At 73.3% G+C, this 22,594-nt stretch carries 20 protein-coding genes and 1 pseudogene; 7 read left to right on the forward strand and 14 right to left on the reverse strand.

Features of this window, described 5'->3' with window-relative positions:
• Positions 1–425: 425 nt before the first annotated feature.
• The 6 genes and pseudogenes from N5I75_RS08720 to N5I75_RS08745 all read left to right on the forward strand — a co-directional run bounded on the left by N5I75_RS08720 (position 426) and on the right by N5I75_RS08745 (position 8,125).
• The gene (locus tag N5I75_RS08720) at positions 426–1,514 is read left to right on the forward strand and encodes an ADP-ribosylglycohydrolase family protein (RefSeq protein ID WP_476675972.1); all 1,089 of its coding nucleotides are present in this window, start codon (positions 426–428) and stop codon (positions 1,512–1,514) included.
• Between the two features lie 748 nt (positions 1,515–2,262).
• Positions 2,263–3,458, forward strand: a pseudogene (locus N5I75_RS08725) (ADP-ribosylglycohydrolase family protein).
• Entirely contained in the window at positions 3,455–4,660 is a 1,206-nt protein-coding gene (locus N5I75_RS08730; protein WP_476675974.1) for an ADP-ribosylglycohydrolase family protein, read from the forward strand. The pseudogene N5I75_RS08725 and the gene N5I75_RS08730 overlap by 4 nt, the downstream one beginning before the upstream one ends.
• A gap of 8 nt (positions 4,661–4,668) precedes the next feature.
• Positions 4,669–6,042 (forward strand): ADP-ribosylglycohydrolase family protein, encoded by a 1,374-nt coding sequence (locus tag N5I75_RS08735; protein ID WP_476675976.1) that lies wholly within the window; start codon positions 4,669–4,671, stop codon positions 6,040–6,042.
• On the forward strand, positions 6,039–7,292 hold the full coding sequence (locus N5I75_RS08740; protein ID WP_476675978.1) for a CaiB/BaiF CoA transferase family protein: 1,254 nt from the start codon (positions 6,039–6,041) through the stop codon (positions 7,290–7,292). The genes N5I75_RS08735 and N5I75_RS08740 overlap by 4 nt, the downstream gene beginning before the upstream one ends.
• The gene (locus tag N5I75_RS08745) at positions 7,289–8,125 is read left to right on the forward strand and encodes an HpcH/HpaI aldolase/citrate lyase family protein (protein ID WP_476675980.1); all 837 of its coding nucleotides are present in this window, start codon (positions 7,289–7,291) and stop codon (positions 8,123–8,125) included. The genes N5I75_RS08740 and N5I75_RS08745 overlap by 4 nt, the downstream gene beginning before the upstream one ends.
• Positions 8,126–8,205: 80 nt before the next feature.
• Here the strand turns inward: N5I75_RS08745 and lgt are convergent, their stop codons facing one another.
• The 10 genes from lgt to hisI all read right to left on the reverse strand — a co-directional run bounded on the left by lgt (position 8,206) and on the right by hisI (position 16,941).
• Positions 8,206–9,150: a prolipoprotein diacylglyceryl transferase gene (gene lgt / locus N5I75_RS08750; protein WP_476675981.1), complete on the reverse strand. Its 945-nt coding sequence runs from the start codon at positions 9,148–9,150 to the stop codon at positions 8,206–8,208.
• Between the two features lie 86 nt (positions 9,151–9,236).
• Positions 9,237–10,010, reverse strand: coding sequence for a DsbA family protein (locus N5I75_RS08755; RefSeq protein ID WP_476675982.1), 774 nt, complete (start codon positions 10,008–10,010; stop codon positions 9,237–9,239).
• 83 nt (positions 10,011–10,093) lie between these two features.
• Complete coding sequence (gene trpA / locus N5I75_RS08760) at positions 10,094–10,909, reverse strand: tryptophan synthase subunit alpha (protein ID WP_476675984.1); 816 nt, start codon at positions 10,907–10,909, stop codon at positions 10,094–10,096.
• Positions 10,906–12,192, reverse strand: a complete 1,287-nt coding sequence (gene trpB, locus N5I75_RS08765; RefSeq protein ID WP_476675986.1) for a tryptophan synthase subunit beta — start codon at positions 12,190–12,192, stop codon at positions 10,906–10,908. Before trpB ends, trpA begins: the two co-directional genes overlap by 4 nt.
• A 330-nt stretch (positions 12,193–12,522) precedes the next feature.
• Positions 12,523–13,332 carry an indole-3-glycerol phosphate synthase TrpC gene (gene trpC, locus N5I75_RS08770; protein WP_476675988.1) on the reverse strand — a complete coding sequence of 270 codons (810 nt, stop codon included), beginning with the start codon at positions 13,330–13,332 and terminating at the stop codon, positions 12,523–12,525.
• Between the two features lie 130 nt (positions 13,333–13,462).
• Complete coding sequence (locus N5I75_RS08775) at positions 13,463–13,891, reverse strand: DUF2752 domain-containing protein (RefSeq protein WP_476675990.1); 429 nt, start codon at positions 13,889–13,891, stop codon at positions 13,463–13,465.
• Between the two features lie 121 nt (positions 13,892–14,012).
• Entirely contained in the window at positions 14,013–14,252 is a 240-nt protein-coding gene (locus tag N5I75_RS08780) for an HGxxPAAW family protein (RefSeq protein WP_476675992.1), read from the reverse strand.
• 101 nt (positions 14,253–14,353) lie between these two features.
• A complete protein-coding gene (locus tag N5I75_RS08785) occupies positions 14,354–15,004 on the reverse strand; it encodes a TIGR02234 family membrane protein (protein WP_476675994.1) in 651 nt (216 codons plus the stop codon).
• A 49-nt stretch (positions 15,005–15,053) separates the two neighbouring features.
• Positions 15,054–16,550: an anthranilate synthase component I gene (locus tag N5I75_RS08790; protein ID WP_476675996.1), complete on the reverse strand. Its 1,497-nt coding sequence runs from the start codon at positions 16,548–16,550 to the stop codon at positions 15,054–15,056.
• Between the two features lie 16 nt (positions 16,551–16,566).
• Positions 16,567–16,941 carry a phosphoribosyl-AMP cyclohydrolase gene (hisI, locus tag N5I75_RS08795; RefSeq protein ID WP_476675998.1) on the reverse strand — a complete coding sequence of 125 codons (375 nt, stop codon included), beginning with the start codon at positions 16,939–16,941 and terminating at the stop codon, positions 16,567–16,569.
• 82 nt (positions 16,942–17,023) lie between these two features.
• On the opposite strand from hisI, the gene N5I75_RS08800 reads away from it, so the two are divergent.
• Positions 17,024–17,659, forward strand: coding sequence for a TIGR03085 family metal-binding protein (locus N5I75_RS08800; protein WP_476675999.1), 636 nt, complete (start codon positions 17,024–17,026; stop codon positions 17,657–17,659).
• Here N5I75_RS08800 and N5I75_RS08805 read toward each other — a convergent pair.
• The 4 genes from N5I75_RS08805 to bdeA all read right to left on the reverse strand — a co-directional run bounded on the left by N5I75_RS08805 (position 17,631) and on the right by bdeA (position 22,445).
• Positions 17,631–18,884, reverse strand: coding sequence for a PucR family transcriptional regulator (locus N5I75_RS08805; protein WP_476676001.1), 1,254 nt, complete (start codon positions 18,882–18,884; stop codon positions 17,631–17,633). The two genes, N5I75_RS08800 and N5I75_RS08805, sit on opposite strands and share 29 nt — an antisense overlap.
• Before the next feature lie 583 nt (positions 18,885–19,467).
• The gene (locus N5I75_RS08810; RefSeq protein ID WP_476676003.1) at positions 19,468–19,941 is read right to left on the reverse strand and encodes a helix-turn-helix transcriptional regulator; all 474 of its coding nucleotides are present in this window, start codon (positions 19,939–19,941) and stop codon (positions 19,468–19,470) included.
• Positions 19,941–21,434 carry a hypothetical protein gene (locus tag N5I75_RS08815; RefSeq protein WP_476676005.1) on the reverse strand — a complete coding sequence of 498 codons (1,494 nt, stop codon included), beginning with the start codon at positions 21,432–21,434 and terminating at the stop codon, positions 19,941–19,943. Before N5I75_RS08815 ends, N5I75_RS08810 begins: the two co-directional genes overlap by 1 nt.
• 126 nt (positions 21,435–21,560) lie before the next feature.
• Positions 21,561–22,445, reverse strand: a complete 885-nt coding sequence (gene bdeA, locus N5I75_RS08820; RefSeq protein WP_476676989.1) for a bis(hydroxyethyl) terephthalate hydrolase — start codon at positions 22,443–22,445, stop codon at positions 21,561–21,563.
• Positions 22,446–22,594: the final 149 nt, after the last annotated feature.

The following is a 22,594-nucleotide window of genomic DNA, read 5'->3' on the forward strand; positions in this document are numbered from 1 at the left end:
CAATCACGCCAGGGTCCGCCCGTTTCCGTGGAGGTCCACAGGAAAACGTCGTTCGAATCGAACGGGAAATGCACTCTCGAATTTCTGAGCCTGAATCGGCAGAGGGGAGGGATGGACGCGAACAAAAAATTGGTCAAACAGCGGAACGACGTCTGTGCCGACGTAGAAGTTGATGAGGCAGGAGGCAGCTGCGACACCACCCACGAAACCCACGAACGGCCGCTCTCACGCGCCCCCGCGAGGGCGGTGAGGCACCCCCCAGGGGGCCCGGAGCACCGCCGGTGGCACCGGTCGGTGAGTTCGAAATGAATCGGTGACAACTCCGCGAGCGAATGAAGCTTCACTGAGCACGACCACACACGTTCACGCACGTTTAGGCACGTTTAGGCACGGCCCGCACGACGGCAGGAAAGAGCACGAGCACCATGAGCGTCAGCGCCGCCCCGGACCCGCCCGCGGACGACACTGCGGGCCGCAGACTCGAGCCGGTCCCGCCGCCGCAACCGTCCGGCGTGATCGCACCACGGGACCGGGCCAGGGGCGCGCTCCTCGGCCTCGCCATCGGGGACGCGCTGGGCGCGCCCGCCGAGAACATGAAGCCGTCCCAGATCCGCGAGCGCTGGGGTCGGATCGAGGACTTCGTCGCCGACAACCCGGCCGGGACGGACGACACCGAGTACGCGATCTTCTCGGGCCTGCTCCTCGCCGAGCACGGTTCGGCGCTGACCCTCGCGGATGTCGAGGCGGCCTGGCACACGTGGATCGCGGACCGGGACGAGGGTCCGTTCAGGGGCGCGGGGTTCAGTGAGCGCGGCACCCTGGAGAACCTGCGCCGGGGGCTCGCCGCCCCGATCTCGGCTCAGCACCGGCACGCGTGGAGCGACGGGCTCGCGATGCGGGCGGCGCCCTTCGGGGTGTACGCGGCGGGCCGTCCGGCCGAGGCGGCCCGGCTGGTGTCGATCGACGGCACGGTGTCGCACGACGGCGAGGGCATTCACGGCGGGCGGGCCGTGGCGGCGGGCGTGGCCGCGGCGATGGTCGGGCACAACCCGGACGCGGTCGTCCAGGCGGCGCTGTCCGTGGTGCCAGACGACTCCTGGACGGCGCGGTCCCTCCACCGGGCGGTGCAAGCGGCGCGACGGGCTCGGCGGGAGCCGGACGGTACGCAGCTGTCCATGGAACGGGCCGTACGCAAGGCGGTCGTCATCGGCGGGTACCCCTGGACGGATCTCGCCCCCGAGGCGGTCGGCCTTGCGTTCGGGGCGTTCGCGGTGGCCCGCGGGGACTTCCGGGAATCCGTTCTCACGGCGGTGAACATGGGGCGGGACGCGGATACGACTGCGGCGGTGGCGGGGGCGCTGGCGGGGGCGTTGCGCGGGGAGGGCTCGATCCCGGGCCCCTGGGTGGCGGCGATCGGGCCTGTTCGAGGCAGCTGCCTCCCCTCGATGGCAGGTCGCCACGTCCTGGACGTCGCGGAGGCGTTGGCTCCGCCGAGCGAGGGGGCGGTGGCATGAGCGCCCGCCTCCGGCCCGGCGAACCGTGGACACTCCGGGCCCACGCACGGGCCTGTCCCCACGCTCCCCCGGCGCTGGGCTGCCGCCTTGCCCACCCTGCCGCCCCAGGCGGCAGACTGCCCAAGGCAGCGCGGCTCCGCCCGGGGCGGGAAGCGCGGGAAGCGGCAGATCGCCCGAGCCGGTGCAGAACGGCCGGGGCGGGAAGCGCGGGGCCGGCGGGTCGCCCGAGGCGGCGTCAGGCGGCTGGGGTGGGAAGTGCGGGGGCGGCAGATCGCCCAGGGCGGCGCGGACGGCCGGGGCGGGGAGCGACAGATTGCCCGGGGCGGGGCGGTCGCGGGAGTGGCGGGATGGCAGGTCGCGCGGGACGACCGCGGGGTCGGCTGGTTGCCCGAGGCGGCGTCAAGCGGCCGGGGTGGGAAGTTCGGGGCGGCAGATGCCCCAAGGCGGCGCACGGAAGTGGGGGGAGCTGCGGGTTGTCCGAGACGCCGTCGGCGCCGGGGCTGGTCCGTCGGGCGCGGGACGGGGCACCGGTCCGCACCCGCCATGCGACCGGAGGGGACGTGTCGGGGTGCCCCCGCAGGACTCCGCTGGAATCGAGTCCAGGACGACTCGCCCATGGCGGACCGAGGGGGATGAGGCCTATCCGGCCGAGGAGGCACCCCGGCACGTCCCCGCCCCACCACACGACGGAACGCGCACTCCGGCACCCCAACCCCAACCCCGATCAACCCCCACCGAGAGAGGCCCCGTGAGCAGCACCGTAAAAGCCAGCGCCAGCGTCCCCGCCGGTATCGCCGCCCGCATCGAGGGCCTGCTCCTGGGGATCGCCGCCGGCGACGCGGCCGGCTGGCCGTCGGGCCGGCACCGCGCGGCCCGCCTCCCCGACTGGACCCGCCGCCTCACCCGCGAACTCGACACGTTCGCCGAGCAGAACGCCACCACCACCCTCCCCGTCCCGATCGCCCTGAACCAGCCCCCCGAACCCCTCCGCCTGGGCCCCTCCGACGACGCGGAGTGGGCCGCGTTCACCGCGACGTCCATCCTCGACGCGTACGCCGACGGCCTCGGCGACCTCCCCCGGACCACCGCGTCCGCTCCGCACTGGCCCTCGCCTGGAACACCCTGGCCGACGAGATCGCCGCGGCAGCGGCCCGCGCCGACGAGATCGAGTCGGCGGACATACCGCTCCGCGCCCGCATCTCCGTCCGCGCCGGCCTCGGCAACCTGGCCGCGGGTCTGCGCCCACCGGCGACGGGCCACGACAACCCCCACTACTTCGACGACGCGGCCTGCGTACGCGCGGCGGTCCTGGCCGTGGTCCACCCCTCGGACCCGCACCGCGCAGCGGACCTCGCGGAGTTCGACGCCCGCTACACCCAGGACGGCGACGGAGTGCACGGCGCGCGGGCGGTGGCGGCAGCCGTGGCGACGGCCCTCGGCGGCGCCCCGGTGGAGGCCTGCGTGGACGCGGCCCTGGCCCAGCTCCCGGAGGGCACGGAGATCCACCGCAACGCACACCGCGCCGTAGAGCTGGGCAGAGCGACCGCGGCCGCCCGCCCGGGCCTGCCGGGCAACGCGTTCGCGCTCGTCCCGGTCCTGGAGCACGAGATCGTCGACCACGTCTACAGCTACGGGATCGCGGCCGCGGAGACGGTCCCAGTGGCCCTGGCGGTGGCGACGGCGGCGGCGGGCGCGGTCACCGAGGCGGTGCCGACGACGGCGTGCCTGTCGCGGGTGGCGGACTCGGCACCCGCGCTGGCCGGCGCGCTGACGGGAGCGATCGGCGGCGCCGAGGCGCTCCCGAGGAGCTGGCGGGAGGCGTGCCGCACGCTGGCGGGCTGCGCGCTGCCCCGCTTGGCGGGCACGGACCTGACGGAGCTGGCGGCACGCCTGGCGGCGACCCGAACGACGACACCCCCCACCCGGGAAGGAACCCAGAAATGAGCACGCCCAGGCCCTCAACACCGACACCTACACCGACACCAACACAGACACCGACACAGACCCCGACCTTGGCGGACCGCACCACAGGCACCCTGGTGGGCGCGGCAGTGGGCGACGCGCTCGGCGGCCCGGTGGAGGGCTGGACCCCGGAGGCGATCGCGGAGCGGCACGGCGGCCGGGTGCGCGGCATCGTGGAGCCGTTCCACAGGGACGAGTGGAGGACGGCCCGCCCGATCGCCCCGTACCACAAGGGCGATGGCCACGTAACGGACGACACCCTCATGACCCACGCGCTGATCCGCGTGTACGAGAAGGTCCGCGACCACCTGGACGCCTACGCGGTGGCGGATCACTTGGTCCCGGACCTGATGACGACGCCGCGCTGGATCCCGGAGCTGGAGGCGGAGGCGCTCCCCCTCCAGCGGATCTTCCTGGCGGAGAAGTGGATCGTGGCGCGGATCCACTACGGCCACGTGGACCCGCGGGAGGCAGGCGCGGGCAACATCGTGAACTGCGGCGCGGCGATGTACATGGCCCCGGTGGGCGCGGTGAACGCGGGTAACCCGCTGAAGGCGTACGAGGAGGCGCTGGACGTGGCGGGCGCGCACCAGAGCTCGTACGGCAGGGAGGCGGCGGGCGTGTTCGCGGCGGCGGTGGCGGCGGCGTACAAGCCGGACGCGACGCCGCACACGGTGGTGGAGGACGCGCTGTCACTGGCAAAGGACGGCACAAGGTCGGCGATAGAAGCGGTCTGCGAAACAGCAACCCGCTTCACGGACTTCGAGGAAGCTCTGGCCCCCCTCCGCGAAGCGATCACCCCGTTCGACACGGTGGGCCCCGACTACCGCAAGCCGTCCCTGGGCGCCCGCCGCCCGTCCCGCCTGCACGCGATCGAGGAGCTCCCGATCGCGCTGGGGATGCTGCTCGTCGGAGGAGGAGACTTCCGGCACACGGTGCTCGGCTCGGTCAACTACGGCCGGGACTGCGACTCGATCGCGACGATGAGCGGCGCGATCGTGGGCGCGCTGTACGGGGAGGGGTCGGTGCCGAAGGAGTGGAGCGCGGAGGTGGCGCGGGCCAGCAGGCTGGACCTGCACGCTCCGGCGGCGGCGTTGACGCGGGTCACCCGCGAGATCCACGCGAGGGACCTGGACCGGCGCCGCGCCCACGAGTCGGCGTTCGCGGCGATCGCGGGGCTGTGAGGACGGCGATGTTACGTCTGACCTGGGTGCAGCCCGAGGATCTGCTGGGCCACGAACTCCGCCAGGCGGCGCAGGACGGCAGGGACGCGTCGGAGATCGAGCGGCGCTGGCTGAAGGCGGGCGGCCACTTGGCCCCGGCCCGGGCGGGCGCGTCACAGCTCCCCGGCGACCCGGTGCTGCGGAGCCTGGCCGGGACGTTGCTGGACGAGCTGACCGCGCTGCCGTCCCCTTTGGCGTCCGCCGAGCCCACCGACCTGCCGGCGATCAAAGCGGCCTGCCCGAACTGGCCGTTGACCACAACCCGCACCCCGTCCCACCCCCCTCCACCCACCACGTACGACGCGCTGCACGCGGCATGGCTGGGCCGGGCGACCGGCTGCCTCCTGGGCAAGCCGGTCGAGAAGCTGCCGCTGAACGGCATCAGGGCTCTGGCGCGGTCCACCGGCAACTGGCCCCTCACCACCTACTTCACGGGGATCGGCCTGCCCCCGGAGACAGCCGCGGCGTACCCCTGGAACCGCCGCTCCGCCCCCACCTCACTGGCGGAGAACATCGACGGAATGCCCGAGGACGACGACCTCAACTACCCGCTCCTCGCCCTGCGCCTCCTCCGACGCCACGGCCCGGACTTCGCCACCACCGACGTGGCGGGACTGTGGCTGGACGAACTCCCGGCGGGCCGCACGTTCACCGCGGAACGGGTGGCGTACCGCAACCTCCTGTCCGGCATCGAACCCCCGGCGACCGCCACGCACCGCAACCCGTTCCGGGAGTGGATCGGCGCCCAGATCAGGGCAGACGTCTTCGGCTGGACGAACCCGGGGAGCCCGGCCCGAGCGGCCGAGCAGGCCCACCGTGACGCGGTGCTGACGCACACGGCGAACGGGGTGTACGGGGAGATGTTCACGGCGGCGGCGATCGCGGCGGCGGCCTCCGGCGCGACGGACGTGCACGAGACGCTCCGCGTGGGCCTCACGGTCGTACCACCGGCGTCCCGCTACGCGCGGGCGATCCGCCTGGGCATCGAACTGGCCGGTGCGCACCCGGACTTCGACACCGTGGTCGACGAGCTCCACCACACCTACGCCCCCACCCACCACTGGGTCCACGTCCTCCCCAACGCGGCCCTGCTGGCCGCGGCCCTCACCCACGCCGACGGCGACTTCGCGGGCTCGATCTGCCGCGCGGTGTCGGGCGGCTGGGACACGGACTCCAACGGCGCGACGGCGGGCTCGATCGCGGGCTTGCTGGCAGGCGACCCAGTGGCGCTGGGCGAGCGATGGACGGCCCCGCTGAAGAACCGCCTGGCGACGACGGTCGCCACGTTCGACGGCATCGGCTTCGACGAACTGGCCAGGCAGACGCAGGAGGCCACGGCATGAAACTCCCGAGCCATGACCAGACAGATGACCAGACACATGACCAGACACATGACCAGACACAAAGTGATGGCCCCTTGTCGGGCCTACGCGTCCTGGACCTGGCCACCCTTTTCGCAGGCCCCCTCTGCGCCACGATGCTCGGCGACTTCGGCGCCGAGGTCATCAAGATCGAGCACCCGCGCAAGCCGGACCCGTCCCGCGGCCACGGCCCGTCGAAGGACGGCGTGGGCCTGTGGTGGAAACACCTGGGCCGCAACAAGAGGAACCTGACCCTCGACCTCTCCTCCCCCGACGGCCAGGCGATCCTCCTCAAGCTGGCGGCGCGGTCGGACGTCGTGGTCGAGAACTTCCGCCCCGGCACGTTGGAGCGATGGAACCTCGGCTGGCCCGAACTGAGCGCCGCCAACCCGGGCCTGGTCCTGGCCAGAGTCACGGGCTTCGGCCAGTTCGGCCCGTACGCCCACCGCCCGGGGTTCGGCACGCTCGCGGAGGCGATGAGCGGCTTCGCGGCGATCACGGGCCAGCCGGACGGGCCACCGACCCTCCCCCCGTTCGGCCTGGCCGATTCGATCGCCGCGCTGGCGGCGTCGTACGCGGTGATGGCGGCGCTGCGCGCCCGGGACGCGTCGGGCCGGGGCCAGGTCGTCGACATGGCGATCATCGAGCCGATGCTGGCGATCATCGGCCCGCAGGCCACCTGGTACGACCAGCTCGGCTACGTCCAGCCCCGTACCGGCAACCGCTCGACGAACAACGCGCCCCGCAACACGTACCGCACGAGCGACGGCAAGTGGGTCGCGGTGTCGACGTCGGCGCAGTCGATCGCGGAGCGGGTGATGCGCCTGGTGGGGCGGCCGGAGGTGATCGAGGAGGACTGGTTCGCGACGGGCTCGGGGCGGGCCGGCCACGCGGACGAGCTGGACGCGGCGGTCGGCGGCTGGATCGCGGTCCACACCCGGGACGAGGTGGTGGCGGCGTTCGAGCAGGCGCAGGCGGCGATCGCCCCGATCTACGACATCCGCGACGTCCTGCGGGACGAGCAGTACCAGGCGCTGCACACGATCACGGAACTTCCCGACCCGGACCTCGGCAAGGTCAAGATGCAGAACGTCCTCTTCCGCCTCTCCGAGACGCCGGGCGCGATCAAATGGGCGGGCCGCCCGCACGGCGCGGACACGGACGAGCTCCTCGCCGGCCTCGGCCTGTCGGAGGCGGAGATCGCGGCCCTGAGGGAGGCTGGGGCGGTATGAGCTGTCCGTACCTGACGTGGCTGTACGTCCCCGGCGACCGCCCCGACGTGGTCGCGAAGGCGTTGCGCTCCTCCGCCGACGTGCTCCTCGTCGACCTGGAGGACGCCGTCGCCCCCGCCCGCAAGGCGTACGCGCTCGACGCGACGGCGGAGCTGCTCACGGACCGCCCGCCGCTCCCGGTGCACGTCCGGGTGAACGCGCTGGACGGCCCCCTCGCGGAACAGGAGGTGCGCCGTCTCGCCCCCCTCCCCGGCCTGGGCGCCCTGCGCCTGCCGAAGGTGCACGACCGCGCGGACCTGACCAGGGTCACCACCTGGGCAGGGCCGGCCGCCCCACCTCTCTACGCCCTCCTCGAATCCGCGCTCGGCGTGGAGCGCGCCCACGACATCGCCTCCCACCCGTCCGTGCACGGCATCGCGCTGGGCGAGGCCGACCTCCGCGCCGACCTGGGCGTCACGGACGCGCGCGGCCTCGCCTGGGTGCGTGGCCGGGCCGTGGTCGCCGCGCGCGCGGCGCGGCTGCCCCCGCCGCCCCAGTCGGTGTACCCGGACGTCCGTGACACGGAGGGCCTGGCCCGGTCCTGCGCGGAGGGCCGTGCGCTGGGCTTCTTCGGCCGTACGGCGATCCACCCGCGCCAGCTCCCGGTGATCGAGGAGGCGTTCCGCCCGACGGCGGCGGAGGTGGCGGCGGCGCAGGAGATCGTCCGGGCGGCGACGACCGACGCGGGGGCGCTGGCGCTGCCGGACGGCCGGTTCGTGGACGCGGCGGTGGTGGCGGGCGCGGAACGGGTCCTGGCCCTCGCGGCCCGCGAGGGCCACCGCACCGGCGTCTGACGGGAACAACGAGTGAGGGCGCCGGACCAAGTGGCCCGGCGCCCTCACCCGCGTACTACGTCCACGGACAGCCGAAACCGTCAGGTCTTCTCGGCGTCAGCGGTGTCCTTCTCCTCGGCCGACGCCTTCTCCTCGGTGTCGGCTTCGGACTCGGACTCGGCGGCCTTGTCGCCCGGGTCCTCGCCCGAGGCGTCGGGCTTGTCGCCGGAGGCGGTCGGCTCGACGATCTCCTCGCGCCCCGGCCGCTTCTTCGCCGACAGCACGAAGTAGACGACGGCGAGCAGGAAGACGAGCAGCGCCGTCCAGTTGTTGAGGCGCAGCCCGAGGATGTGGTGGGCGTCGTCGACGCGCATGTACTCGATCCAGAAGCGCCCGACGCAGTACGACGCCACGTAGAGCGCGAACGCCCGCCCGTGCCCGAGCTTGAACTTGCGGTCGGCCCAGATGACGAGGAGGGCGACGCCGATGCACCACAGCGACTCGTACAGGAACGTCGGGTGGTAGGTGCCGGGCACCCGCCCGTCCGTGTTCGAGGTGATCTTCAGAGCCCACGGAAGATCGGTCTCGCGCCCGTACAGCTCCTGGTTGAACCAGTTGCCCCAGCGGCCGATGGCCTGGGCGAGGGCGATGCCGGGGGCGAGGGCGTCGGCCCAGGCGGGGAGCGGGATGCCACGGCGGCGGCAGCCGATCCAGGCGCCGACCGCGCCGAGCGCGATGGCGCCCCAGATGCCGAGACCGCCCTCCCAGATCTTGAAGGCGTCCACCCAGTCACGGCCGTCGCTGAAGTACAGCTCGTAGTCCGTGATCACGTGGTAGAGGCGCCCGCCGACCAGGCCGAACGGCACTGCCCAGACCGCGATGTCGGCGACCGTGCCGGGCTGCCCACCGCGGGCGACCCAGCGCTTGTTGCCGAGCCAGACGGCCACGAAGACGCCGATGATGATGCAGAACGCGTAGCCGCGCAGCGGGATGGGCCCGAGGTGGACCACGCCCTGCGACGGACTGGGGATGTAGGCAAGTTCCATGGCAGGGTCGACGCTACCGTGCCGGGCCGGGGACACGTCCGCCAGCCCGGCTACGGCTCCATAACAAGCGCCTGTGGAGCGAGCGGCTACTTGTCGGCGTCCTGCACCGTCTTCTTCAGCTTCGCCGGGGTCATGGTCTGGTCGTCCATGAGGTTCTTGCCGTTGAGCAGAACCGTCGGGGTGCCCTTGTGTCCCGCGTCCTGGAACGCCTCGTAGGACTTCTTGATCCAGCCGTCGTGCTTGCCGTCGTTCACACAGGACCTGAAGGAGTCCGTGACCAGGCCGTCGACCTTTCCGGCCAGGTCGATCAGCTTGCCGTTGTCGGAGAAGGTGTCGTCGGTCTCCTTGGGCTGGTTCTCGAAGAGCACGTCGTGGTACGCGGTGAACTTGCCCGCATCCTGCGCGCACGCCGCCGCGTTCCCCGCGCGCAGGGAGCCGCTGCCGCCCATGTTCGAGTCGATGAGCGTGACCGTGTGGTACTCGGCCTTCAGCTGTCCGGCGTCGGTCAGCTCATTGACGGTCGAACGGAAGCCGTCCTCGAAGGACTTGCAGGCGGGGCAGCGGAAGTCCTCCCACACCGTGAGCGTGGACTTGGCGCTGTCCTTGCCGACCGGGACCGCCAGGCTGTCCTTGCCCGCGGCGCCCTTGGGCGCGGCGACCGCACCGGAGGAGTCCCCGGAACTGTCGTCGCCTGAGTTGGCGGCGACGACGCCGATCACGGCGGCCAGGCCGAGCACGCAGACGACGGCCGCGGACACGATCAGTGTGCGGCGCCGCTTCTCGGCGGTTCTCTGCTTCTCGCGCTCCTCGGCCAGCCGGTCCCGGGCCGCGCGCTTTCCCTCACGGTTCTTCTCGCTCACACCTGCGCCAACGAACCGGGGAGGCACGAGCGTGCCTCCCCGACCCACTTCCACCCATAAGGGTGACTTCACCCATTACATGGTCAGGCTTTGCCCCGAACGCCCGCCGCGAGGTCGGCGGCGAGCGCCCGCACCGCCGCGAGACCGGACGCCTCGTCCTCGGCGTCGAGCAGCCGCTTCACGAACGCGGAGCCGACGATGACGCCGTCGGCGAAGGAGGCGACCTCCTTGGCCTGCTTGGCGTCGGAGACCCCGAGGCCGACGCAGACCGGCAGGTCCGTGGTGGCCTTGGTGCGGCGTACGAGGTCCTGGGCCTGGTTGCCGACGGACTCGCGGGTGCCGGTGACCCCCATGAGCGAGGCGGCGTAGACGAAGCCGGAACCGGCGGCCGTGATGGTGGCGAGCCGCTCGTCCTTGCTGCTGGGCGCCACGACGAAGACGGTGCCGAGACCGTGCTTCTCCGCGTGCTCGCGCCAGACCGCCGACTCCTGCACGGGCAGGTCGGGCAGGATGCAGCCGGCGCCGCCCGCCTCGGCGAGCTCGGCGGTGAACCGTTCGATGCCGTAGCGGTCGATGGGGTTCCAGTACGTCATGACGAGGACGGGCTTGCCGGTGGCCGCGTGGGTCTCGCGGACCGTGCGCATGACGTCCTTGATCTTGAGGCCGCCGCGCAGCGCGATGTCGTCGGCGGTCTGGATGACCGGGCCGTCGAGCACCGGGTCGGAGTGGGGCAGGCCCACCTCGACGATGTCGGCGCCGCCGTCGAAGGCGGCCTTGACCGCCTCGATGCCGCCGTCGACGGTCGGGAACCCGGCGGGCAGGTAGGCGATGAGGGCGGCGCGGCCCTCGGCCCTGGCGCCGGCCAGAGCGTCGTTCAACAGCTGGATGTTCCCGCTCACTTGGCGTCCCCCTCGATCTCGGCGGTGTCGGCGGCGTCGGCCGCGACCTCGGCATCGGCACCCTCGTCGTAGAGGCCGAAGTAACGGGCGGCGGTGTCCATGTCCTTGTCACCGCGCCCGGAGAGGTTGACGACGATGAGCCCGTCCGGGCCCAGCTCCTTGCCGACCTCCAGGGCCCCGGCGAGGGCGTGCGCGGACTCGATGGCCGGGATGATGCCCTCGGTGCGCGAGAGCAGGCGCAGGGCCTGCATCGCGGCGTCGTCGGTGACGGCGCGGTACTCGCCGCGTCCGCTGTCCTTGAGGTAGGCGTGCTCGGGGCCGATGCCCGGGTAGTCGAGGCCCGCCGAGATCGAGTAGGGCTCGGTGATCTGGCCCTCCTCGTCCTGGAGGACGTACGACCTCGAACCGTGCAGGATGCCGGGCTCGCCCGCGGTGAGGGTCGCCGCGTGCTCGCCGGTGTCGACGCCGTGGCCTGCGGGTTCGCAGCCGATGAGGCGGACGTCGGCGTCCGGGACGAAGGCGTGGAAGAGACCGATGGCGTTCGAGCCGCCGCCGACGCAGGCGATCGCGGCGTCGGGGAGGCGTCCGGCGCGCTCCAGGATCTGACGGCGGGCCTCGACGCCGATGACGCGGTGGAAGTCGCGCACCATGGCGGGGAACGGGTGCGGCCCCGCCACGGTCCCGAAGAGGTAGTGCGTGCGGTCGACGTTGGCGACCCAGTCGCGGAACGCCTCGTTGATGGCGTCCTTCAGGGTGCGGCTGCCGGACTGCACGGCGACGACCTCGGCGCCGAGCATGCGCATGCGGGCCACGTTCAGGGCCTGCCGCTGGGTGTCGATCTCGCCCATGTAGATGGTGCAGTCGAGGCCGAACAGGGCGCAGGCGGTGGCCGTGGCGACGCCGTGCTGGCCCGCGCCGGTCTCGGCGATGACGCGGGTCTTGCCCATGCGCTTGGTGAGCAGGGCCTGGCCGAGCACGTTGTTGATCTTGTGGGAGCCGGTGTGGTTCAGGTCCTCGCGCTTGAGGAAGACCCGGGCCCCACCGGCGTGCTCGGCGAACCGCGGCACCTCGGTGAGGCTGCTCGGGCGGCCGGTGTAGTGGACCATCAGGTCGTCGAGCTCGCGGGCGAACTCGGGGTCGTTCTTGGCCTTGTCGTACTCGACGGCGACCTCGTCCACGGCGGCGACGAGCGCCTCCGGGATGAACTTGCCGCCGAAGGCGCCGAAGTAGCCTTCGGCGCTGGGGACTTGACCGTCCGGGTCCGGGTGGAAGTACTCAGGCATGCGTATACCTCACGTGGCGTGACGGGTGATCATGGGACACGATCGACCCCGCCAGGGGCGCGGGGAACTGCGCGACCAGCCCCCACCGAGGTGAGGACGGCTACGCGCCGTAGATGGCAGACGAGACGTCCGGCCGACGCGACGTCGTGGCTGGTCGCGCAGTTCCCCGCGCCCCTGGCGGGGCGCTTGGCCATCGCATCCCGTTCACCTGGCCCGGCTCGTCCCCGATGACATACCGCACCCTGCGACCATGAACGCGCCGCGCGGGCGCCCGGCAGCCGCGCGGGCGGCAGCCGGGGGCGAGGCGGGCGGCGATGGGCATGGCGCGGGTCAGCTCCGTCCATGCCGCAGGGCCGGATGGGCCCCCGCGGCGACCAGGTCGGAGACGGCGGAGCGCGGGTCGCGGCCGGTCACCAGGGACTCGCCGACGAGGACGGCGTCCGCGCCGGCGTTGGCGTACGCGATGAGGTCGTGCGGGCCGCGCACACCGGACTCGGCGACCTTGACGATGTGGTCCGGGATGTCCGGGGCGACGCGCTCGAAGGTGCCACGGTCGACGGAGAGGTCCTTGAGGTTGCGGGTGTTGATGCCGATGACCTTGGCCCCGGCGTCGACGGCCCGCTCCACCTCGTCCTCGTCGTGCGCCTCGACGAGCGGGGTGAGGCCGATGGACTCGGCGCGCTCGATGAGGGACTCCAGGGCGGGCTGGTCCAGGGCGGCCACGATCAGGAGGGCGAGGTCGGCGCCGTACGCGCGGGCCTCCCACAGCTGGTACGAGGTGACGATGAAGTCCTTGCGCAGGACCGGGATGTCCACCTTGGCGCGGACGGCCTCCAGGTCGGCGAGGGAGCCGCCGAAGCGCCGCTGCTCGGTGAGGACGGAGATGACGGCGGCGCCGCCCGCCTCGTAGTCCGCGGCGAGCCCCGCCGGGTCGGCGATCGCGGCGAGCGCGCCCTTGGACGGGCTGGACCGCTTGACCTCGCAGATGACCTTGACGCCGTCGCCGCGCAGCGCCGCGACCCCGTCCTTGGCGGCGGGTGCCTTGGCCGCGCGCTCCTTGAGCTCGTCGAGGCCGACCCGCGCCTGCCGTTCCGCGAGGTCGGCACGGACACCGTCGATGATCTCGTCGAGCACACTCACGCGGGCGGACTTCCTTTCCTGCAATTCGGTTCTTTGAGCAACCGAGCGGTCACTGTGATGGTATCCGCAGGAGCGCCGAGGCTCCGCATCCGGTTGCCGACGCTCTCACTACCTGGACAAACGCAGATGATCAAGGCCGTAGGAAGCCACCGGGGGGCAGGTTCCGGACAACGGTGAAGACGACCACGACGGCGCCCAGCGTCCACAGGTGCACGCGGGTGAGGGCGAGGCCGAGGGGCCGTCCGCGCGCCGCCCGTGTCACCCATACGGCCCACACCATGACGAACAGGGCGTAGCCGGCGACGGCGAGGGCGTTGGCGCCGAGGGCGGAGCCCAGGTCGCCGTGGACGAGCGCGTGGGCGCTGCGCAGGCCGCCGCAGCCGGGGCAGAGGACGCCGGTGGCGGCGAGGAGCGGGCAGGCGGGGTAGTGGCCCGGCTCACCGGGATCGACGGCGCCGACGTAGGCGAAGGCCGCCGCGACTCCGGCGAGGATGCCCAGCGGGACCGCGGTGCGGCGCAGCGGGCCGGGGCGGGCGGTGCGCGTCGTCTGCACGGTCACCCGGGCATTGTCCTACGGGGCCGCGTGCTCCGCCCCCTGACGACACACGAAAGGGGCGGGCGGCGATCGAGTCGCCGCCCGCCCCTTCTCCGTAGCGGAAGTGCCAGGTGTGCCCGGTGTGTCAGCCGTGCGAGCCCGCGGCGTGGCCCGCCACGTCCAGCTCGGCGCGCTTGGGCTTGCCGAGGCCGGCCATGCTCATGATGCCGCCGACGATCGCGGCGACGAGCAGCAGTGCCATGCCGATCCAGAAGCCCACCACGTTCGCCATCACCATGAAGGTGCCGGCGACGATGAACCCGATGAAGGCGATGATGACACCGGTCCAGGCGGCCGGGGTGTGTCCGTGGCTCTTGTCCGCCATGGCTTGCTCCTCGTTGCTTATGGCCTCTGCGTACGCAGGGCGTACGGCTCTGCTCTCCGGTTCCATTCTCCCGTACGCGCGCGTGCGGGACTAACCCGGGGTCAGGCAGTGCCCGTCGGGTCCTCGCCGCGGTCCAGGGCCTTCCACAGGTCCTCGGGGCGGTCCGGGTCGAGCGCCCTCTGCTTGCGGGGGCGGGGGGTGCCGTCGCGCTCGTAGCGGCCGCCCATGGAGGGCCAGGCGGCGCCGTAGACGACGGCGAGGATCCCGGCGATCAGGAGGAGGGCGCCGCCGCCCGCCGCGACGTAGGGCCAGGCGGTGTGGGAGAGGGCGTCGATGCCGGTGGTGGCGCCGCCGGAGGCCTGGGCGGCCTTCTCGTCGAGGGCTGCGCTGTCGTCGGCGCCGAGGACGGCGGCGGCCACGGCGCCCGCGCCGCTCAGCGCGAGCAGCGCGGCGACCAGGACGCGGCCCGCCTTGCGCACCGCGAAGACGGCGACCAGGGCGGCGAGGCCCACTATGGCGAGGGCCGCGGGGACGCCCGTGACGTCGCTGCCCTTGGCGGTCAGCGGCAGCTTCCCGCCCGCGACGGCGGCGACGCCGGAGCACCACTCCTGCCGGGACGCGAGCAGCGCGACCGCGGCGCCCACGGCACCGAAGAGCAGGGCGATGCCGAGACTGCGGCGGCCGGATCGGCTCGGCCCTGCGGTCTCGGCGGCTTCGGTTCGGGGGTGCGGTACAGCAGTCACGTACTCCACTATCGCCTGTCCGCACACCTGTGTGGGTACCGGAAGCGGGAGGCGTGGGTCACTTCACACCGGTTTCGGCGGCGCCCATGCGGTTGGCGGTGTGGACGGCGCGGAGCACGGCGGCGGCCTTGTTGCGGCACTCGGTGTCCTCGGCGACGGGGTCGGAGTCGGCGACGACACCTGCCCCGGCCTGCACGTACGCGGTGCCGTCCCGCAGCAGGGCGGTGCGGATGGCGATGGCGGTGTCGGAGTCCCCGGCGAAGTCGAGATAGCCGACGCAGCCGCCGTACAGCCCGCGCCGGGACGGCTCAAGCTCGTCGATGATCTGCATCGCGCGGGGCTTGGGGGCGCCGGAGAGGGTCCCGGCGGGGAAGCAGGCGGTGAGCACGTCGAAGGCGGTGCGCCCGGCGCTGACCTGCCCCGTCACCGTCGAGACGATGTGCATGACGTGCGAGTACCGCTCGATGGACATGAAGTCGACGACCTCGACGGAGCCGGGTTCGCAGACCCGCCCGAGATCGTTGCGCCCGAGGTCGACGAGCATGAGGTGCTCGGCACGCTCCTTGGGGTCGGCGAGCAGCTCGTCGGCGAGCGCCTGGTCGGCCTGCGGCGTGGCGCCGCGCGGCCGGGTCCCGGCGATGGGATGGAGAAGAGCCCGCCCATCCTCGACTTTCACCAAAGCCTCGGGCGACGACCCGACGACATCGAACCCGTCGAAGCGGAACAGATACATGTACGGCGACGGATTGGTGGCGCGGAGCACGCGATAGACGTCGAGAGCGCTCGCGGTGCACGGCGTCTCGAACCGCTGCGAGGGCACGACCTGGAAGGCCTCCCCCGCCCGGATCCGCTCCTTGATGTCCTCGACGGCCTCCTGGTACTGCTCGCCACCCCAAAGGGCGGTGAATCCAGGCAGCTCGGAGGGCGGAAGCGCGACCGGGGCGGTGTGCACCGACTCGCCGAGATCGGCCTCCATGGCATCGAGACGGGCCACGGCATCGGCGTACGCCTCGTCGACACCCGTGTCGAGATCATTGTGGTTGATGGCGTTGGCGATGAGGAGAACGGACCCGTCCCAGTGATCGAGGACGGCGAGATCGCTGGTGAGCAGCATGGTCAGTTCGGGAAGCCGCAGATCGTCGCGCTCGCCGGGCCCGATCTTCTCCAGGCGGCGCACGATGTCGTAGCCGAGGTAGCCGACCATGCCGCCGGTGAACGGCGGGAGTCCGTCGTAGCGCGGGGTGTGCAGGGCCTCGATGGTGGCGCGCAGGGCGGCGAGCGGGTCGCCGCCCGTGGGGACGCCGACCGGCGGGGTGCCGAGCCAGTGGGCCTGCCCGTCGCGGGAGGTGAGCGTGGCGGCGGAGCGGACGCCGACGAAGGAGTAGCGGGACCAGGAGCGCCCGTTCTCCGCGGACTCCAGGAGGAACGTGCCGGGCCGCTCGGCGGCGAGCTTGCGGTAGAGACCGACGGGCGTGTCGCCGTCCGCGAGGAGCTTGCGGCTGACGGGGATCACTCGGCGGTCGGTCGCGAGCTTGCGAAAGGTCTCGAGATCCATGGAAGGAGCTTAGGTCTTACGCGCCGGATCCCGTGACGGGCAGCTGGTCGTCGTCGAAGCAGGTACGGGCACCGGTGTGGCAGGCGGCGCCGACCTGATCGACCTGGACGAGCACCGTATCGGCGTCACAGTCCAGGGCGACGGACTTCACGTGCTGGAAGTGCCCGGAGGTGTCGCCCTTGACCCAGTACTCGCGGCGGCTGCGCGACCAGTACGTACAGCGCCCGGTGGTCAGAGTACGGTGCAGCGCCTCGTCGTCCATCCAGCCGAGCATCAGGACCTCGCCGGTGTCGTACTGCTGGGCGATGGCGGGGACCAGGCCGTCGGCGCTGCGCTTGAGGCGGGCGGCGATGGCGGGATCGAGATCGCTGGACCGGGACGTGTCGCTCATAGGGCCATTGTGCCGCGACGTGACGGGACTCCCCCAGGGCGTCCACTGTCCGGACGGTGCGGGCGGTCGTAGGGTTGCGGACATGTCGACCCATGCCAAGCGTGAACGTCTTCTCCTCGCCGACCTGTTGGAGGCGGCGGGCCCGGAGGCCCCCACCCTGTGCGAGGGCTGGACCGCCCGCGACCTCGCGGCGCACGTCGTGGTGCGCGAGCGCCGCCCCGACGCGGCCGGCGGCACCCTGGTCAAGCAGCTCGCCTCCCGCCTGGAGCGGGTGCAGAACGAGTTCGCCGAGAAGCCGTACGAGGAGTTGATCCAGCTCATCAGGACGGGCCCGCCGCGTTTCTCGCCCTTCGCCCTCAAGCAGCTGGACGAGGCGGCGAACGTGGTGGAGTTCTACGTCCATGCCGAGGACGTGCGGCGCGCGCAGCACGACTGGTCGCCGCGCGAGCTCGACCCGGTCTTCTCCGAGGTGCTCTGGTCCCGCCTGGAGCGGATGGCCCGGATGATGGGCCGCAAGGCGCCCGTCGGCCTGGTCCTGCGCCGCCCGGACGGCCAGACGGCGGTGGCGCACCGGGGCGCGCCCGTGGTGACGGTCACGGGCGAGCCGTCGGAGCTGCTGATGTACGCGTTCGGCCGCCAGGACGCGGCGAACGTGGAACTGGACGGCGACAAGACCGCGATCACCCAGCTCAGCGAGACGAAGGCGCTGGGGCTGTAGCGGCTGGGTTTGTGGCCGCCGGCCGCAGACGGTGGGCGTGCAGGGCCAGGGCCAGCTCCACCTGGTCGGCCGGGCGCGTCAGGCTGCGCCCTGTGAGCTGTTCGCAGCGGCGCAGCCGGTTCAGGACCGTGTTGCGGTGACAGTAGAGGCGGGCGGCCGCGCGCTGGGCCGAGCCGTCGCAGTCCAGCCATGCGGTGAGGGTGTCGAGCAGCAGGGCGCCGTCCGCGGGCGGCAGGGCGCGCAGCGGGCCGAGCACCCGGTCGACGAGGAGCGTGCCGAGCGCCGGGGCCCCGGCGACGAGCGCGGCGGGCAGTTCGTCGTCGAGGAGTACGGTGCCGCCGCCCGCGGGGCAGATCCGCAGGGCGGTCTCGGCGAGGCGCCGGGCGACGCCGACGGAGGCGAGCCCGTCGACGGCGGAGCTGATGCCGATGCGTACGCCCGCGCCGGGGGCGGTCGACTCGCGCCAGCGCGCGGCCAGCTCCCGTACGTCGTGGGGGCCGAGGGCGACGATGCCGCGCTCGGTGTCGGGGCCCGGGTGCCAGACGGTACGGGTGCCGTCGGCGAGGGGCGCGGTGGGGCGGCCGCCAGCGACGAGGACGACGGCGTACCGGCCGCGCTCGGGCAGGCCGAGGACGGTGGCGGCCTCGGGGAGGTCGGCGATGCGGGTGGCGCCGTCGAGCAGGGCTGCGGCCATGAGGCGGCGCCGGTTCTCGCGGCGCCAGGTCAGTTCGTGCTCGGCCCGCTGGTAGGCGTCGGTGACGCAGGCGCAGTGCTCGTCGACGAAGCCGCGGACGTCCGCGGCGAGGTGGACGAGGAGGTGTGCGTCGCGCGGGTGGTGCCGGGTGACTTCGTCGACCAGTGCCTGCCAGACCAGGGCGCCGCCGAGCCGGAAGGCGTGCACGAGGGCGTCGAGGGGGAGGCCGCGGGCGGCGCGTTCGGCGCCGATCCGGGCGGTGCAGGCGCGGGCCGCTTCGCGGGAGCGGACGGGGTCGAGCAGGGAGGCGACGCTGAGGCGCAGGGAGCGCTGGACCTCGCGGCGTACGTCGCCGGGGTCGGTGTCGATCGCTGCGCGGTAGGCGGGCTCCCTGGCGTACAGCTCGGCCGTGAGGCGGTCGGTGAGGGCGGGGATCTGGCCCGTGAGGGGGAGCGCGGCGCGGCGCAGTACGGAGACCGGGTCCGTGCCGGTCCCTTGGCGGGGGCGGGGGCGTACGAGGTGCGCGGGCATCACGGTCCTCCTCGGATCAGCTCACCAGGACGTGCCGGAGCAGTCCTGGCCCCGAAGAATGACATACCGTCTGGTCGGTCTCCAGCCCCCCGGGCATAACGACATGGTGACCGGCCCTCAGGCACGGGCCTGTCCCCGCGCGCGACGCACCCGCCCGAACTCACACAGGGGCCTGCTCCCCCACTCCCCGGCGCTGGGCTGCCGCCTTGCCCACCCTGCCGCCCTGGGGGACCCCCCGGACGGAGTTTGGGGGAGGCCGATCGCCCAAGGCGGCGTGGCTCCGCCGGGGTGGGAGGGGCGGGGGCGGCGGACTGCCCCGGGCGGGGTGGCTCCGCCGGGGTGGGAAGGGCGGGGGCGGTCGATTGTCCAGGGCGGGGGGCTTTGGCTCGGGTCCGGTGACGGGGCGGGGCGCCGGGGTGCAGTCGCGAGTCGGCCGGAGGGGTCGCGTCGGGGTGCCCCCGCAGGACTCCGCCCGAATGCAGTCCAGGGTGACTCGCCTATGGCGGACAGGTGGGGATGAGGCCTATCCGGCCGAGGAGGCGCCCCGGCGCGGCCCCGCCCCACCCACCCAGCGAGGCGCGCACTACAGCGCCCCCGTCGCCTCCGCCCGATCCACCAGGCGCGCCAACTCCACCCGGGAGCGGACGCCCAGCTGGGCGAAGACGTTGCGGAGGTGATGGTCAACAGTCCGGGGGCTGACCGACAGGCGGGAGGCCACCTCGCGGTTGGTGGCGCCGTCCGCCACGCAGTGGGCGATGCGGAGTTGTTGCGGCGTCAGCTCCGACAACCGCCCCGGAGCTTCCGAATGAGCCGGAGCGTCCCCCGTCGCCCGCAGCTCCGCCGCCGTACGAGCCGCCCACACAGACGCCCCGCACCGCTCGAAGGCCACCAACGCATCACGCAGCAGCACACGCGCCCGGGCAGGCCGCCGCGCCCGGCGAAGCCATTCACCGTGCAGCTCAGCCGTCCGCGCCCGCTCGAAGTCCCCACCCGCCCGCTCGTGCCGAGCCAGCGCCTCGGTGAACCGGGCGTCCGCGCGCTCGGGATCGCCGGACATCAGCAGGGCCTGGCAGCGCGCCAGTTGCGCCCCGGCCTGGGGGTCGTACCCACGGTCGGACCACACCGTGAACTCCGCGACAGCCGCCCGCGCCGCCCCCAGCTCACCCGCCGACACCGCCGCCTCCACGAAACAGGGCACGGCCAGCATCCGCACGGCGAAGTGCCCTTGCCGCGGCCCAGGACGGACGAGCGGCCCGAGCCGCGCAGCCGCCTCCGCTGCCCGCCCCGCGCGAGATCGGCCCGCGCAAGGGCCCACTGCGCAAGCGTGGCGGCCTGGACGAGCCCGTGCCGGGCGGCGATGTCCTGCGCCGCGGAAGCGTGCCGGGCGACGGTGTCGGCGTCGCTGTCGAGGGAGGCGACGAGGGCGAGGATGGCGTGCTGATGGGCGAGGACGTTGCGCTGCCCGGCGGCGCGAGCGACCCGCAGACCTTCCTCGGCATGCGTACGGGCCCGGGCGTGCCGCCCGGCGCGCAGCTCACCGTAGGCGAGGAGCTCAAGGGCGCGCGGCAGCTCGGGCCGCGCGTCGAGGGCGCGGGCGGCGGCGAGGGCCCGGCTCCCGAGGCGGCAGGCGGCTTCGGCGTCCCCGGCGACGAGCGCGGCGGCCCCGGCCCGCAGCAGGGCGTCCGGAGCGCCCGCACCGGCCGCCTCGGCGATGACCCGGCGCAGGGTGACGCGCCCGGCCGCGTACCGGTCGTCGAGCGCGGCGGCCATCCCGAGCCCGAAGGCACGGGCGGTGGCGGCCCCGGCCCGTTGCTGCTGCCCGGCGACGGCTTCCTGGTAGGCGCGGGCGTCCCCGAGCGCCCAGGCGGCCTCCGCGGCGGCGAGCCGGGCGTCGAGGGCGCGTTCGCCGGGGCAGAGCCGGGCGGCGAGGAGGAGCGAGGCGCGGGCATCGGCCATGGGCCCGTCGCGCAGGTCGAGCAGCCCCCGTACGAGGGCGGCGCCGCCCCGCACGGCGTCGCTGGGGGTCAGATCATCGACACGGGACAGCAGTTCGCGCGCGCGATGGGGCCGACCGGCCAGCCGGGCCTGATCGGCGGCGGCGACGAGCCGCCCCGCGCGCACCTCCGGATCGGCGGCGAGCCCCGCGGCGTGGGCGAGGGCGGTGGCCCGCTCCCCGTGCGAGGGCCCGGGCAGCCGCGCGGCGGCGGCGAGTTCGGTGCCGAGCGCGCTGTCCGGGTAGGGCGCGGCGAGCGCCCGGTGCAGGAGACCTGCCGGCCGAAGCCGCTCCCCCAGGGCGGCTTCGGCCAGCAGGCGATGGGCGGCCCTGCGCTGCGCGGGCCGTGCCGCCTCGTACACGGCGCGCCGGCCGGGGAGCCGCAGCCGTCCGTCGGGGCTGCGGAGCAGACCGGCGCGTTCGGCGGCGTCGAGGGCGGAGGCGCCGAGACCGGCGCGTGCGGCGGCCCGCAGGACGAGCCCGCCGTCCACCCACGGCCCGTCCGGGTCGCTCGCGTAGGCGGCGGCCGTCAGCAACAGGACATGTCTCGCGGTCACTTACGTCACCGTAGGGACGAGATGCCGCGTCCGCAGCGCCGGCTGGGAGCGGGCCCAGCCGACGCCACAGGAGACTGTGCTCACGCACAGAACCTCAACCCGTAACCGTCACCGTCACCGTCACCGTCACGAGGTGTGCGGGCAGTTGCCCCGGTACTCGGCGATGGTCAGGCTCGCCGAGGGCAGCGGGCAGAGGAACTGCTCGTAGCGGGTGTCGTTGTCGATGAACCGCTTCAGCCACGAGATGCTGTACTTCGCGATCGTGGTGTTGGAGCTGTTCGGGGTGAAGTGGGTGGCGCCGCGCAGTTCGAGGTAGGCCTTGTCGAGGGAGCTCGGCAGGGTCGTGTAGAACGGCTCGGAGTGCGTGGCGACCGGCGCGATGGTGTCCCCGTCGGCGCCCACGACGAGCGTCGGCGTCTTCAGCTCGGGCCAGGTCTTGTCGGTGTTCCAGCCGGTGAGCGGGATGGCGGCCTGGAGCGACGGCCGGCTCTTGGCGGCTTCGAGCGTGCCGCCGCCGCCCATGGAGTGGCCCATGACACCGAGTCGGCTGGAGTCGATACGGCCGCGCACCGAACTCTGCTGGGTCAAGTAGTCGAGCGCGGCGAGGAGTTGACGGCCCCGGCTGTCGGGCTGGTCGAGTGTCGTGTTCGTGTCGATGGTGAAGACGACGAAGCCCTGGGAGGCGAGGCGCGGGCCCAGCCAGGAGATCGACGACTGGTAGGCGGTGAAGCCCGGGGAGATCGCGATCGCCCCGAACGAGCCGTCGGCCGTCGACGACGGGTAGTAGATCGTCCCGCCGCCGAACCCGCTGACGCTCAGCGACGACACGCTGGTCTGCGACACGGCGTACGGGCCGCGCAGCGCCTCGATGCTGGACGTGGTGGGGGCGGGGCCGCGCTCGTAGGGGTTGTCGGCGGCGGGGGCGGCCTGGGCGGTCACGGCCTGCGATGTGGCCAGGCCGCCGAGGGCCAGCAGGGTGGCGAGGCCTGTGCGGATCAGACGGGTTCGCATCTTCAGCACGGATGCGGTCCTCTCGGGGGAGGGTGGCGTGCCCCGTCCCGGGGGGAGCCACCGTGGTCTCTGACAGCGCCCACGGTGGGGGGTGACCGGGTGGTTGTGCATCGGCGAAATCACCGGTTGAAGGCGGATCCATCTGCCGG

It is taken from the genome of Streptomyces sp. R818, assembly GCF_056172735.1.